Source organism: Streptomyces sp. NBC_00637 (genome assembly GCF_045161545.1).
Taxonomy (GTDB): Bacteria; Actinomycetota; Actinomycetes; order Streptomycetales; family Streptomycetaceae; genus Streptomyces.
Map to the genome: position 1 here is coordinate 8,208,954 of NZ_CP109046.1, position 13,622 is coordinate 8,222,575.

Annotated in this window: 11 protein-coding genes and 2 pseudogenes; 5 read left to right on the plus strand and 8 right to left on the minus strand. The window is 69.9% G+C overall.

Annotated features, from left to right (window positions below; genetic code table 11):
• Positions 1–32 precede the first annotated feature (32 nt).
• Positions 33–944, plus strand: a complete 912-nt coding sequence (locus OG440_RS36285; protein ID WP_406010998.1) for an alpha/beta hydrolase — start codon at positions 33–35, stop codon at positions 942–944.
• A gap of 73 nt (positions 945–1,017) precedes the next feature.
• Positions 1,018–1,273 (plus strand): annotated as a pseudogene (locus tag OG440_RS36290) (alcohol dehydrogenase catalytic domain-containing protein); the annotation flags it as partial.
• Positions 1,274–1,711: 438 nt separating this feature from the next.
• On the opposite strand, the gene OG440_RS36295 reads toward OG440_RS36290, so the two are convergent.
• The gene (locus tag OG440_RS36295) at positions 1,712–2,302 is read right to left on the minus strand and encodes a TetR/AcrR family transcriptional regulator (protein WP_406011559.1); all 591 of its coding nucleotides are present in this window, start codon (positions 2,300–2,302) and stop codon (positions 1,712–1,714) included.
• Positions 2,303–3,180: 878 nt separating this feature from the next.
• Between OG440_RS36295 and OG440_RS36300 the strand changes: the two are divergent.
• Positions 3,181–3,339 (plus strand): annotated as a pseudogene (locus OG440_RS36300) (helix-turn-helix domain-containing protein); the annotation flags it as partial.
• 516 nt (positions 3,340–3,855) lie between these two features.
• Positions 3,856–4,602: a hypothetical protein gene (locus OG440_RS36305; protein WP_406011580.1), complete on the plus strand. Its 747-nt coding sequence runs from the start codon at positions 3,856–3,858 to the stop codon at positions 4,600–4,602.
• A gap of 257 nt (positions 4,603–4,859) precedes the next feature.
• Here OG440_RS36305 and OG440_RS36310 read toward each other — a convergent pair whose 3' ends face one another.
• From OG440_RS36310 to OG440_RS36325, 4 genes are all read right to left on the minus strand, one after another.
• Complete coding sequence (locus tag OG440_RS36310) at positions 4,860–5,465, minus strand: DUF4232 domain-containing protein (protein ID WP_406010999.1); 606 nt, start codon at positions 5,463–5,465, stop codon at positions 4,860–4,862.
• Between the two features lie 804 nt (positions 5,466–6,269).
• The gene (locus OG440_RS36315) at positions 6,270–7,031 is read right to left on the minus strand and encodes an isocitrate lyase/phosphoenolpyruvate mutase family protein (RefSeq protein ID WP_406011000.1); all 762 of its coding nucleotides are present in this window, start codon (positions 7,029–7,031) and stop codon (positions 6,270–6,272) included.
• 309 nt (positions 7,032–7,340) lie between these two features.
• The gene (locus OG440_RS36320; RefSeq protein WP_406011001.1) at positions 7,341–7,499 is read right to left on the minus strand and encodes a hypothetical protein; all 159 of its coding nucleotides are present in this window, start codon (positions 7,497–7,499) and stop codon (positions 7,341–7,343) included.
• 235 nt (positions 7,500–7,734) lie between these two features.
• Entirely contained in the window at positions 7,735–8,400 is a 666-nt protein-coding gene (locus OG440_RS36325) for a TetR family transcriptional regulator (protein ID WP_406011002.1), read from the minus strand.
• Positions 8,401–8,980: 580 nt separating this feature from the next.
• Between OG440_RS36325 and OG440_RS36330 the strand changes: the two genes are divergently transcribed.
• Complete coding sequence (locus OG440_RS36330; protein WP_406011003.1) at positions 8,981–9,490, plus strand: hypothetical protein; 510 nt, start codon at positions 8,981–8,983, stop codon at positions 9,488–9,490.
• 561 nt (positions 9,491–10,051) lie between these two features.
• Here the strand turns inward: OG440_RS36330 and OG440_RS36335 are convergent.
• Genes OG440_RS36335 through OG440_RS36345 form a run of 3 tightly spaced genes read right to left on the minus strand, consistent with a single transcriptional unit; the run spans position 10,052 to position 13,621 of the window.
• On the minus strand, positions 10,052–10,837 hold the full coding sequence (locus OG440_RS36335) for an alpha/beta fold hydrolase (RefSeq protein WP_406011004.1): 786 nt from the start codon (positions 10,835–10,837) through the stop codon (positions 10,052–10,054).
• A complete protein-coding gene (locus OG440_RS36340; RefSeq protein WP_406011005.1) occupies positions 10,834–12,414 on the minus strand; it encodes a glycoside hydrolase family 43 protein in 1,581 nt (526 codons plus the stop codon). Before OG440_RS36340 ends, OG440_RS36335 begins: the two co-directional genes overlap by 4 nt.
• 25 nt (positions 12,415–12,439) lie before the next feature.
• On the minus strand, positions 12,440–13,621 hold the full coding sequence (locus OG440_RS36345) for an alginate lyase family protein (RefSeq protein WP_406011006.1): 1,182 nt from the start codon (positions 13,619–13,621) through the stop codon (positions 12,440–12,442).
• Position 13,622 lies beyond the last annotated feature (1 nt).

The window sequence follows — 13,622 nt, forward strand, 5'->3', positions numbered from 1 at the left end:
GGCGCAGTACCGAATCGAAAAGGAGAATCACCATGGGAGTCAGCCCCCAGGCGCAGCAGTTCGCGGAGTTCCTGGCGAGCACGAACGCGAAGATTTCGACGCCGGACCTGGACCTGGCCATCGTGCGTGACCTCGCCGACGGCCACCACAAGGCGTCGACCGAACCGGAAGGTGTCACCTACGCCGAGGTCGACGCGGGCGGCGTCCCCGCTCTGTGGGTCATCCCCGAGGGCGCCGAGCCCGACAAGGCGCTGCTCCACTTCCACTTCGGTGGATCCGTCGTCGCCTCCATGCACTCCGACCGCAAGGCCGCCGGCCACATAGCCAAGGCAGCCGGCGCCCGCTCCCTCGTCGTGGATTTCCGCCTGGCGCCCGAGCACCCCTACCCGGCGCAGCTCGACGACGCGGAGACCGCCTACCGCTGGCTGCTCTCGCAGGGCTACGAGCCGCGCAACATCGGCAGCACCGGTCACTCCATCGGCGGCACCCTCGCCGTCATGCTGCCTCTGCGTCTGCTCGTGAAGGGCGAGGCCACTCCCGGTGCCGTCGTCAGCATCTCGCCCTGGACCGACCTCACCATCCGGAACCCGTCGGTGGATGCCAACGAGGACACCGACAAGATGCTCAGCCGCGCCACCCTCGAACTCTTCCGCAGCGCCTGGCTCCAGGACCCCGGTCTGGACTTCGCCGACCCCAAGATCAGCCTCGACAAAGCCGATCTGACCGGCCTGCCGCCCACCCAGGTCCACTACGGCGAGTACGAGACCCTCGCCGACGACGGGGCCCGGCTCGCCCGGCGTCTGGCCGACTTCAAGATCACCACCGAGGTCCACCCCATGCCGGAGGGCCAGCACTCCTTCATCCTCGGAGCAGGGCGTGTCCCCGAAGTCGACCAGGCCATTCAGCAGATGGGCCACTGGCTCCGCACCCACCTCGGCCACTGAGCAGAAGACCACCCGATCCCCACCTCCAGCGACCCGGGAAACGCCGAGAAGAACACGCGGAAGGCTGACTCACATGGAGGCATTCGTCGTCGAGAAATACGGCGAGGACGGCCTGCGTGCCGCCGAGGTACCCGAGCCCACCGTCGGGGACCGCGACGTCCTGGTCAAAGTGAGCGCCACCAGCACCAACCCCCTGGACAAGATGGTCCGCGACGGGGAGTCCAAGCAGATGACGGGGAGTTCAAGCAGATCCTGAAGTACAAGGCCCCCCGTTCGTGCTCGGCCACGACGTGGCCTGCGTCGTGACACGGGTCGGCTCCGCCGTACGCCCGAAGAAGACCCGCACGCGGGGCGTAGTACTCGGCGTTCAGCAGCTCGGCACCTGATAGCGCGCCGTCCGTAAGGAGCTCACTGATCGGTCCTGCGTGCCGAGCGAGTCGGCGGGCGAATTCGATGGCGACGCGACTTGACCTCGGCCGGATCAAGGCCGCGCTCGAAGAAATCCACGACGGCCGCTACATGGTCGGACAACGTCATCGATGCCGGTACGGCGATGTCCTCGTACTGCCTCGCCGCGCAAGCCTGGAGGGGGACATCAACCATGTCATCCGCTCGGGGGGGAGACAGCCCACGAGAGATCACCGAGCAAGGCATGGGCGTCGGTTCCCACACGTGAAATGCAACCCCGCCTGGTCGTCGAGGCCCGCCGCGGGAGCGTGGTGGACGCGCCGCCAGGACACTGCGTCCAGGCCTCAGCCGGCGTTGCCTCAGATGTGCTGCTCGGCGCCCAGCAGAGCCAAGGCATTGCGGACGCCCTGCTCCAAAAGGTCGTCGGAGAGCCGCCGATCGGTCAGAGCACGGGAGAGCTGGAGTGTCCCGGCCATCATGCCGAGGAGGCTGAGCGCCTTCACTCGAGCCGACGACGGATCATGGGGTGCCATACGGGCGGCCATGCCCTCGATGGCGACCAGCAGGCCATCGGTGTACACCTGCTTGGTGGCGTCCGCACAGCGCCCTATCTCGTCGAGCAGGGCGGCATTGGGGCAACCGTCGCCGGGGTTGTCGCGGTGGTCGGCCGACAGATACCAGCGCACAATCTGTTCGAGTCCCGCCGGGCCGGGCTCCGCCTGCGCGATGATGTTCGCGGTCAGCGTGCGCAGTTGGTCGGCGATGGTCGTGGCGATCAGATCGTCCTTGGACGCGAAGTGGGCGTAGAAGGCGCCGTTGGTCAGCCCGGCGTCCTTCATGAGCGTGGCAACCCCCGAGCCGTCGATGCCGTCTCGCTTGAGCCGTCGGCCGGCCGTCTCGATGATCCGCTGCCGCGTCTCCCGTTTGTGCTCACTCCCGTACCGCACCACGCGCTCCTTCACTGCCGGAAGGGCCCGCGTGCCCTTCGCCGACACCTCAGTGTATGGTATTTCGAACGTAATTCAATGAGGGGATCTCGCCTCGCCTCAAGGCGCCACCCCCGCAGGCGCGCAGCCCCCTCTTCACGCATAGCATTATGTACGCACTTCAATGACGATCCGGGGCTCGCCCGGTCAGTCGCTCACCATCAGCACCGACGTCGGCAACACGACACCACGCCATCGGGTCAGGGCCGCCGTCACGGCACCCGGGCCGACGTCGATTCGCCGTCAGGGCAAGGGCCCGAGCCTGATGCCGGGTCGAGGACGTGTTCCACCCCTCGACGACCCCGACAACGATCTACCCGCGGCCGCGAGCATCCTCGGCCGACAGGCATCGGTCACGACCAGCATGGCCACGACCTCCTCGGCATCAACCCCATCACCGAATCGCGTAGGTCGGCCGTCCACTCTCCAGGCGTATGTCGGTGTCGGCCGGGTAGCTCGCATCGACCTCCGACGCCGTCTTCGGCAGCAGCGCCGGGCAGTGCGCCGCCGGCGCCTTCTCATCGGTCGGACAACCAGCCTGGGTGCTGAACTCTGCGACCGGCGGCCTCAGGGGATTTCGGCGCGGGGCGGACCGGATATACCGCCACGAGGCCGGGGGCCGGGTCGCGCAGCGGTAGGGCCCGGACGTCGCGCCATGCGGTCGACGGCGGCAACGAGGTCCACCTTACGGGGGTTCGGCCGGTGGCGTGCACGATCAGGCTCCGCAACCTCGGAACCATCCCGGCCATCTTGACGTGCAGGTATGGGGGAGCGCCGGGGACGCCGTCCCGGATCGGGGGCGTGGGCACCCAGGCCGACGAATGGATGTGAGCAAGGACCAGATGGATGCCACGCACGATGACGTAGCGGAGTTCGCGTTGCTGCTGACGCGTCTCAAGGAGCGCACAGACCGCAGTTACGCGGCGCTCGGTCGCCGTCTGGCCATGAATGCTTCCACGCTGCACCGCTACTGCGCCGGAGAGGCAGTTCCCCCGGACTTCACCAGGATCGAGCGGTTCGCCGTACTGTGCGGAGCTTCTCCGGAGGAACGCGTGGAGTTGCACCGCCGGTGGATCCTGGCCGTCGCGGCGCGGCAACGGTCACGCCCAACCGGTACGCGGCGGCCACCGGCGCCCCATGACGCCCGTACTGCGCAGTCGGCCGCATCCACGAGCCACGGCATCGCGCGGGACGAGGCACCCGGGCAGATCTCGCCGGTCAACGTGCCCCTGGTCAGCATGCCCCTGGAGCCGGACTCGCCGGCCGACCGGAGGCCCCGCGCCGGGCGCACTCGACGGCAGCCCATGCGATCGACGGCACTGGTTGCTTCGCTCACTGTCGTGCTCGCAGGCCTCACCGCATCCTCTGCGGGTCCCCCCTTCGGTGGCGACTGGCCGTCCGTGTCCGTCGCCACCTCGAAACCAGCGGCGTCGGCCACGCCCGGCGGCGGCAGCCCGCGACGCGCTGCCGGGCCTTTGCCCGGTGGCAACGGGGCGTCGGCCTCCGCCCTCGCGCCCGTGAAGCCGGCACCATCAGCACCGTCGTCCACGCGCGGTGGCGGCGGCGCGCGGAACGACCCGCCGAGCGTCGGCACGGCCTCACCGCCGGTCCCGCTGACCTGGACGGCCAACTCCCACCTGTGGCGCCTCGAATGCGACCACGACTACGTCATCGCGAAGCCACCCCAGCAGGTGCCGCCGCCGCCGACCCCGCAGGACGCCGCCGCGTGGGCCACATCCCAGGGAGCGGTGCATGGACGCACCACCGACCTGCGGATCACGGTGCAGGGAAGCGGTTCCGCGGCCGTCGTCCTGGAGGCGCTGCATGTGCGAGTGGTCAACCGCGCGACCCCCGCCGCCCACCGGGGTACCGCCTACTCCATGTACGAAGGCTGCGGCGCCGTCCTGATCCCCCGCTACTTCTCCGTTGACCTCGACGCGCCCCGGGCCCTGGCCCGTTCCATGCCCGGCAACGACCCGGACAGACCCGCCCCCGCGATCGACTTCCCCTACCAGGTGTCCTTGCGCGAGCCGGAGGTCCTGCTGCTCTCCGCACGCACCGAATCCTGCACCTGCGACTGGTATCTCGACCTCGACTGGTCCTCACAGGGCCGGTCCGGCACGCTGCGCATCGACGACCACGGCCGCCCGTTCCGCACCACCAGCATCAACGGGCTGCCGCGCTACTGGTATCGCAACCCCGCCGGCTGGGTCCCCATGACCGCCGCCTACGAGGAGAAGGACGAGGAGGAGGCAGGCGGCTGACGAAGCACCAGGCCCCGCGCGGCGCCTCCGACGGCAGATCCGGCCGGACCCCTGTACCGGCCGGATCTGCCGTCGGTGAGAACTCCATGGGGACCCGGTGGGAACGGGGACAGGACGGCTCTGTCGCACCACACGCTTCGGCGGACCGAGCGTCGTGGCGCCGCCGGCCGCCGGCCGCCGGCCGACTTCCGCCGCTGTTCAGCGCGCTGTGTGGAGCGTTCTGGTCAGCCGCCGGGGAGGGCTTCCCGATCGATCCGTCACTTCGACATGATGAAGTCCAGAGCGACGCCGGAAGCGGTCGTCCAGTAGGTGACACGCTGACCGTCGTTGGCGTACAGCGTCTCGACAGGCATGGGGACATCGATCGGCTTGCCCGCGCTGCTGCCGGGCTTGCGACCCTGGAGGCGGAGGGTGATGCTCTTCGCCTCGTACTCGTCCATGGGGCCGTTGACGAGCAGAGCGGCATAGGCCTCCTCACCCGGAGCGAGGGTGACGGGAACCCCCGGGGTCACGTCGCTTTCCCTGATCACGGGAGCCGTGGTCCGGCCGTCACCGAGCCGCACGAGAGGGTAGCGGTAGAGGCTGCACTTCTCGTCGCCGGCGTTCTGGACGGTGAGGAGGAGGTGCCTGGCGTCCTCGCTGTCCGCGGGCTCCTTCACGGCGGACACCCCCAGGACCTCCTGGGAGCAGGCGGCGACGGTTCCCTTGGCGCCGCCGCCCGAGCGGTGGCTCGCCGCATCGGCCTTCCCGCTGATGGTCTGCGGCCGGGCGGCGGAGGCCTGTGCCGACACACCACCCACGAGCGCCAGGACGAGACCTGCGGCCACGGCCACACGACGGTCCGCAAGAGACTTCAGGTTCATATGCGTGTTCCTTCTCTGCTCGGTATGAAGCCGCACCCACCCGCCGCTCGGCATCCCCTCCCCGGGCGCCCGAAGTCATGGGTGTCCCGGCGGTGGGCGAGGTGCGGTGAAGCGGCGGTACAGGGCGGTCGGCCCCTTCGGCCGGTGCGACAGCCAAAGCATCGGATGCCCTGTGGACGTGGGACAACGTCCGCCGCCCAACACGCAACGCTGGAACGATCCCACCCCTACGACCTGCAGGAACAACGCATCCTGGGATGCCGCCCCGGGATGGGACACCCCCGGCCGAAGCCCCGGGTGCCGGTGGACTCCGATCAACCGATCCGGATCGGCGAGGGCTACTGCTGGCGCCGGACAGCCAGGCAGCGGCCAAGCCCTGCACACGGTCATGCGTGCGTGACGGGGCAGCGGCGCTCGGCTGCCCACCCCGTGGGGCGTTTCGGCTTGCGAGGCCGACGCAGGGCAGCTACGAGATTGCCGGTGCGTCCGGCTGGGGGCGTGACGCTGGGATGGGTCGACTGGGTGAGCCGGCGGCGGACGAGGGGTGGGCGGGAGGCGGTCGACAAACGCGAGCCGGTGCCTTGCCCCGGCGTCCACAGCCGCTTTCGCGACCTGGGTGTGAGCGGGGCCCGGTGCCGCTCATGCCGCAACGGGCCCAGCTCAACTACGGTTCAGCGATGACGTCGGGCCGACAGATCCGTGATCCTTCGACTGCCGGTGACCCGTGCAAGACACCTTCCCGGCACCCGACCATGACCGACGTTCAGGAGCTCGACGTCTCCCCGTCGGCCGTGCACGAACGTGTCAGGGCGCCCACGGACCGAGCATGTCCTTCATCGCATCCGTCAACGCGAACTGCAGCAGCGGGCCGTAGGTGATCCGGCCGACACCGAGGCGGCGGAAGCGCTCGAGATCGTGCTTGACAGGATGGGCCGTGGAGTTCACCGGGATGGTGACGGCGCTGGTCACGGCCGTCAGCAGGTCGTCGTCGTCCTGGATACCCACCGGGTAGACACTGTCGGCGCCGGCCTGCTCCAGGGCACGCAGTCGCTCGACCGCCTCGTCGAGGACGGCGAAGGCGTCCTCGGCGTGCAGGAAGAGGTCGGTGCGCCCGTTGACCCAGACCGGGATCCCTGCGTCGTCAGCCGCGGCGCGCAGGCCGGCGAGGTAGCCCGCGTGCTCTTGCGTGGTGCGCACGCGTCCGCCGTCCGAGTGGACGGTGTCCTCGATGTTGAGACCGACGCCGCCGACTTCGGTCAGTCCCGCGATGAGGTCTGCGGGCTTTTGCCCGTACCCGGCCTCCATGTCCACGGACACGGGCACGTCGACCGCCGCGATGATGGGCCTGACGGCGGCGAGTACCTCCTCGAAGGTCTGCCCCTCGTGGTCGTCGGCTCCACGGGAGTCGGCGAGCGGATGACTGCCGACCGTCAGCGCGGGGAACCCGGCGCCGGCTGCCGTCCGCGCGGACCAGGCGTCCCACACGGTGGGTAGTACCAACGGCTTGTACTCGGCGTGCAGTTGCCTGAGGCGCTGGGCACGCTCGACAGTGGTTCGAAAGTCCATGTCGAGAACGCTACCTCCGGCTCGCCACGAACCACGTGTCCACGGAGCACCGTCCGGCCGCGGGAAGGGCGGTCCGGTTGCCTGCCGGTCCGGGTGCACACGGACCGCTACCCCATGTCCTTTCCCAACGGGTACGCGACGTCGCTCCGATGCCAGATGCTGCCTGGGAGTGGCCTGTGCCGATGAGGTGGTGTGCCGGCCCCACTGCCCGGGGGGATGGGGGTGGGGCCGGCACAGCGCTCGACCGGCCGGGGGGACGGCGCTCTGTCGAGCTCGTATTCGTCTGCTGCCCCCGATCGGGAGCTGTACTCACATGACGTCGGCGAGCCGGCCGTCGCGGTGCAGCGCGGTGCTCACGCCTGCCATGGCGGGTTCGCCGTGCTGGCTCCACCTGGCGAGCTGCGATCCCCGCCCGGCCGTCGCGGGAGGGTGCGCGGCCCCGGTCCGCAGGGCGAAATACCTCGCCACCTGACCAAACTATACGTCGCGTTTGTTTTTTGAACCTTGGGTATGGAATCGGCGATTGCCGCATGTCATCACGCCGGCAGCGGTTTTTCGGCCCGGTTACCTTCCACCCGCCCGGGTGCGGGTGCCGCTGCCGCCCCGCATCTCGAGCGGCTACGGGCCCTCCAGGCCCGCCTGACGCCGGACGCGACCGGAGGCGGGTCGTGGCGAACCTGCGCCGCGACCCGCCGTCTTCCGTTCAGCTGATCGGATGTGCCTGCGAGGCCCACCGGGAGTGCGTGAAGAGCCGGCGGCCGCGCTCGACGGAGAGATCCACTTTCATCATCGTCTCGGGTGTGGCGATCGCCCGGACCATCAGCATGTTCAGCTGGGCGACCGCCTCCGGCAGCTCCTCGTACCGGTGCCGGTACCGCGCGTCGCGGCCCGTGTACCCGTCGACCCAACCGGTGGCGGCCTGGTGCGGGACCACCCCCGGCATGAGCTCGCCCCGGTCGCGGGCCTCCGTCAGCCAGCCCTCCACCAGCGGAATGTACGTGTCCCACAGGAAACCGTAGAGCGGATGCCCCTGCTCCAGGGCGATCCGCATCGCTGCCCGGACCACGGTCACCTGTGGTGCGGCCACCGCGAGCAGGATCGAGGCGTCGACCACGCTTTGCAGGCGAGGCCCATCGGTCGACGGGAGGTCGTCCATGACGAACGACTCGGTGGCCACCGCGTGGGCCACGTCCTGTTTGCCGCCCTTGAAGTAGTGGTAGACGGCGCCCCGGCTCACCTCCCCGGCCTTCACGATGTCCATGACCTCGGTGAGGGAGTAGCCGTTCTCCGCGAAGAGGCGCGCTGCGACGTCGAGGATCTTGTCCCGTGTGTCCTTGCCACGCTGCTGGACCGGTTGTCGCAGCACCACCCTTATGCCTCCTGTTGTCCGCCGGGCGTACCGCCCGGTCTGCGCCGTGAGGATCCACAATCCATGTCGGCCCAAGCGGTCCCGGTACCGGCGTCGAAGCCACCGCCCGACGCGGATCACGTCAGACGTTATCCACATCGCTGGTGCGGCCATCGGTCCGGCCCGGCCGTCGACCTTCCTCACTGCCAGGGATGAGTCTCGGCCGGGAACATGCATGGTGTCTATTTTGTGGCGGCGTCGTGCAGATCCCGGTAGGAAAAGCATACGCAAGGCCATCTCTCAACGGACTTTCCAAGCGCGGTGTTTGTTACTGATACGGTCAAGGCCACGGGATCGCCCTCGTCGGCGGTGCGAGGCGAATCGACGGGGTCACTGCGGCATCCGCGCGCCCTGGAGACCGCGATCCGGTACCGAACCTCTGGACCGTAGACCGAAGCGAGCGAGGGACTGTCATGCGCACCTCATGTCCCCGGCCGTGCCCCGCAAGCCGCCCGCGATCACGCGTGTGGCGCACCCCGCCGCCCACCTTCACAGACCACCTCTCACCAGCACGAACGTACAGATCGGAATCAATGTGAGTATGCGCAAGACCCTCGCTGCCTCCGCCGTGGCGGTGTCCGTCCTCGGCGCGACCGTCGCGATGGCCACGCCCGCCTCGGCGCTGTCCTGGAGCTGCAAGACGAGCAGCAGGTCGATCGACGACGCCGGATACAACGGACCCTGGGCGGACAACTGGGACTTCAAGATCAAGGTCTGCGCCGCGCGGTCCGGCGGCTACGGCTACGGCAAGGCGACCATCAGCTGGGACGCCCCGCCCTACTACTCCGGAGTCGACACCACCTTCGACGGCGCGCAGCTCCGCCTCGTCCTCGTCCGGCCCGACAGCGGCGCCACGGTGAAGACCGCGACGTACGACATCGAGTACAAGCTGGAGCACTCCAACTCCTCCGGAAACGGCTCTTGGACGACGCCGACCATCAAGTTCAAGACCGGCAAGCGTGTCTACGCCGACACCACACTGCGGCTTGACTGGGACAGCGACGGCAAGGGCTACCGGAACTACGGGTTCACCGGATCCCCCAGCGTCTGACCCCCCCCTCTTCCTCCCGGCCCCAGGTCGTGTACCTCCGACACCTCCCTGGGGCTGCACTGAAACGGCGCCACCTTCCGCGTCGTCTGCATGCGCGGCAGGGGGAGCAAAAGCGGCAACAACGGGCTACTGGGGCAAGCTCGCACATGGTCCCGCGCTGCTTGTGTCGCCCCTCGGCCCGCCAACGGTCACCGTGGTGATCGCTCTGGGGACCCCACCCCCGCGATCACCCATGGGGCCGCCCCGTCTCGGGCGGCCCCGCACCCGTTCTCCCGGCCCGCTGACTTCCGCCGGCACCATGGCCCAGGCCGCGTGCCGACCCGGCCGGCGGCGGGGGACTGTTTGGTTCCGTCACCGACCTGCTTCGCCCCGGCGGCTGCACCGTCGGACGATCCGTGTGTCCGGGGCTGCGGCCCCGAGCTGTACAGGAAGCGGCGAAGAAGCGAGCCACGCGCGCCCTGATCGCCGTCGAACCCGACAGTGCCTCGCCAGAGGACTCGGGCACGGCAAGTCTGGTGCACGGACCGGACGCGCTCACCGCCGACCGGGTCGCCGCACTGGCTACGGGGTGTCCGCCCACTCCCGGATGAGCCGGATGGTGTTCTCGGGCCGTTCCTCGTGCAGATAGTGTCCGACGCCCGGCCAGTGCTCCACACGCGAGCCGGTCACGTGCAGGGTGCTCCTCTCCCAGGCGGCGGCCTGCGCGGCCGTCCACACCGTCAGCGCAGGCTGGGTGCGACGGCGCAGGTACGCCTCGCTCTGCGGGCGGACGCCGACCGCTTCCGAATCGGTGTACATGCCCGCGTACGCCTGGGCGATGACGTGGTCCGGGGTACCGAGCATCGTGCGGACATGCGCGGTGCGCAGCCCTGGCGGCGCCTCGTCGGAGAACGCTCCCGCGACGAAGTCGGCCGCCGCACGGGCCCCCCGCTCCCGGTACGCGGCCAACCGTCCGGGGATGCCGCGCACTTCGGCGCCGTGCGCGCCGTGGGCCGGGTCGAGGGCGACGACGGACCGCACGAGCACCGGGTGCCGTACGGCGAGCAGGTTGACCACCTGGCCGCCCATGGAGTGGCCGACGGCCACCACCGGGCCGCAGCCGAGCGCCTCGACCAGGGCGGCCAGATCGTCCGCCATGGCCGCCGGCGTGTTGCCCGTCCCCGGCACGTCGGAGCGGCCGTGGCCGCGCAGGTCGGGCACGATCACCCGGAACCGGTCGGCCAGGGTCTCCGCGTGCACCGACCATTCCCGGCCGTCACCGCCCCACCCGTGCACCAGCAGCAGGGCGGCGCCGTCGGTACGACCCGGGCTCGTGCAGAACAGCCCGACGTGTCCGAGGTCGATCACGCGTGGCCCTCCTGGTAGGTGGCGTACGCGAAGTCGGCGCGCACTCCCGCGCCGTCCAGGTCCTGCACCCATAGTCCCAGCATCGCGCCGGTGAAGCCGAGGACGCGCAGCTGCCCGTCGTGGAACTCGTCCGCGTGCTCGTCCGACAGGACGGTTGCGTCGAGTGCGAGCGGCAGGGGGCGCGGGCCGGTGCCGTCGGTGTCGCAGGAGAAACGCAGGGCGGGACCGTCCAGTTCGGCGCGCAGCGTGACAGGGAGCCCGGATGCGAGCGGGATCCGTACCGGGTGTGCGGTGAGCCGTCCGGCCGCGCAGCTCAGGGCCGACAGCACGGGAGATCCGTCGTCCTCCGCCGTCACGTACAGGTAGTGCCAGTTACGGGTGTTGTAGTACGCGGTCAGTCCGGCCAGGTGGTCGGGGGTGCGGGGGACGAACGTCAGCCGGGTCTCGAACGAGCATCGTGCCGCGGTGACCCGGCGGGCGACCAGGCTCGGAGAGCGACGGCCGGCGGGTGACTGGCCGCCGTGCAGGCGAAGGCGTCCCGGAGCGGGCTCGGCCCAGTCGCGGGTGGGCGGTCGGCGCAGCGTGGACCACTGCGGTCCGAGAGTGTCGAAGCGGTCGGTGACGGGCTCGGGCGGCACCGGCGCGGCGGCGAGTGCGGGGGCGGGCACGGTGACGGCGGGTACGCCGCCCTCGATACGCGGCCAGCCGTCCTCGGTCCACGTGACCGGTTGCAGGGCGGTCTCCCCGCCCAGCACACACCGGCCGCGCTCGGAGTAGGGGCGGGCGGTGATGTGGGCGGCGTACCATTCGCCCTTCGCCGTCTCCACGAACGAGCAGTGGCCGGCCTTCTGGAGTTCCAGGGAGGTATGGCCCCGGGACGTCAACAAGGGGCCGTGCGGGTCGGGTTCGTAGGGGCCGAGGAGGTCGCGCGAGCGGGCGACGGCCGCCCCGTGCTCGTACCCGGTGCCGCCCTCGGCGTGCACGAGGTAGTACCAGCCGTCCCTCTTGTAGAGGTGCGGGCCCTCGGCCACGCCCGCCGCGGTGCCGACCGAGATCGTCTGTGGTGCGCCGAGCAGTCTCCGCGCCGATCGGTCGTACTCCTGGATCTCGATCCCGGCGAACGACTCCTTGTCCGGCCGCCAGTCGAACCGCATGTTCAGCAGCCAGCTGCGCCCGTCGTCGTCGTGGAAGAGGGAGACGTCGAAGCCGCGGCCGTGCAGCGGCACCGGGTCGGACCAGGGGCCCTCGATCGACGGCGCCGACGTGACGTGGTTGGCCAGGTCCTTCCAGCCCTCCGCGTAGGTGTCGACGACGGTGAAGACCAGGTGGAACAGGCCGTCGGCGTAGGACAGTCCGGGCGCCCAGACGCCTCCGGAGTCGGGTACGCCGCTCAGGTCGAGCAGGCGTCGGTTGTCCAGGGCCCCGCCCAGCGCACGCCAGTCGACCAGGTCCCGGGAGTGGTGGATGCGTACGCCCGGATACCACTCGAAGGTCGAGGTGGCGATGTAGAAGTCGTCGCCGACGCGCAGGATCACCGGGTCGGGTTCGAAGCCGCGCAGGACGGGGTTGTGGATCACGTGGGGTCCATTCGGAACTCGGGGCTCAGAGTGAGAACAGGAGGGTGCCGAAGCCAGGCTGGTCGCACTGGGTGGGCGCGCCCTCGGGCCGCAGGTTGCTCGCGACCTGCGCGGTGTAGGGGGCGGACTTGCCGGCTCGTTTCACGTAGTGGTTGTAGGCCATCTCGTAGATGGGCTTGAACGAGCCACGCCCGTCCGAACCGATCGACGACCAGTGCCAGTCGCAGCGGCCGAAGGAGGCGTCGTACGCGACGGTGTTGCCGAGGTTGTACTTGGCCGTGTACTCGAACCCGGACAGCAGCAGGGAACCGGACGCGCCGTACAGGTCGAGTCCCTGGATCCAGCCGGTCTGGCAGATCTCCGCGAGCGAGCCCAGGATCAGCTGGGTGTGGCCCTGGTCGCGGCCGGACTCGCAGCACTGTCCGGTGCCGGACTGGACGAGCTTGGTCAGCGCGCAGCAGTTGTGGGTGTAGAACGCGTTGTAGGCGTCGTTGAACAGGGTGAGGTCGTTGCAGGCGACCGCGATCTGCATCATGCCCTTGAGGCCCATCAGGCCGTAACCGCCATCGCCGTAGATGTTGACGAGCGGCACGAAGACGTTCTGGAACATCGCGACGGTGGCGTCGAGTTCGGACTGCGACCAACTGCCGGCCGGACCCGTGTAGTGCATGATCTCTACGGCCGCGGCCAGTTTGGCGCCGTAGATGCCGGCGGCCAGTTCGGCGTCGGCGCCGTTGATGGTCCGCAGCGCGTTGGTCCAGGACTTGATGATCTCCAGGGCCTTGTAGGCGTGTGCGGTGTCCTGGGTGATGTACCACATGAGGGCGTTCTGGTAGGCCGCGTTGCAGTCGTACCAGAGTTCCCCGTTGCCGCTCTCGGGGCTGGTGCCTCGGGTGACGGTGGCCCGGCCGCCGGCGACGACGTACGAGGACGAGGAGAAGAAGTCGGCGGCGAAGGCGGTGTAGGCCCCGGTCCAGGGGGCAGTGCCCGCCGCGACCCTGCTGCGTATGCGGTTCAGGTCGGTGAGGCTGTGCAGGACGCCGGGGTGGGTCAGGGTGCTCAGGCCGGAGGTGACGGCGGCGGCCTGGTTCGCGCCGGTCAGGGCGCCCGCGCCCGCGAGGCCCGCGGCCCCCGCGCCGACGGCGGTGAGCTTGAGGAAGCGGCGGCGGGTGGGCGGGGTGGCGGGGACGGACTGCGGCTCGTGCACA

Excerpts from the sequence above, each read along its gene's own strand:
- OG440_RS36285 (WP_406010998.1), top strand. The coding sequence starts at position 33 with ATGGGAGTCAGCCCCCAGGCGCAGCAGTTCGCGGAGTTCCTGGCGAGC.
- OG440_RS36310 (WP_406010999.1), bottom strand. The coding sequence starts at position 5,465 with ATGAACCTGAAGTCTCTTGCGGACCGTCGTGTGGCCGTGGCCGCAGGT.
- OG440_RS36315 (WP_406011000.1), bottom strand. The coding sequence starts at position 7,031 with ATGGACTTTCGAACCACTGTCGAGCGTGCCCAGCGCCTCAGGCAACTG.
- OG440_RS36330 (WP_406011003.1), top strand. The coding sequence starts at position 8,981 with ATGCGCAAGACCCTCGCTGCCTCCGCCGTGGCGGTGTCCGTCCTCGGC.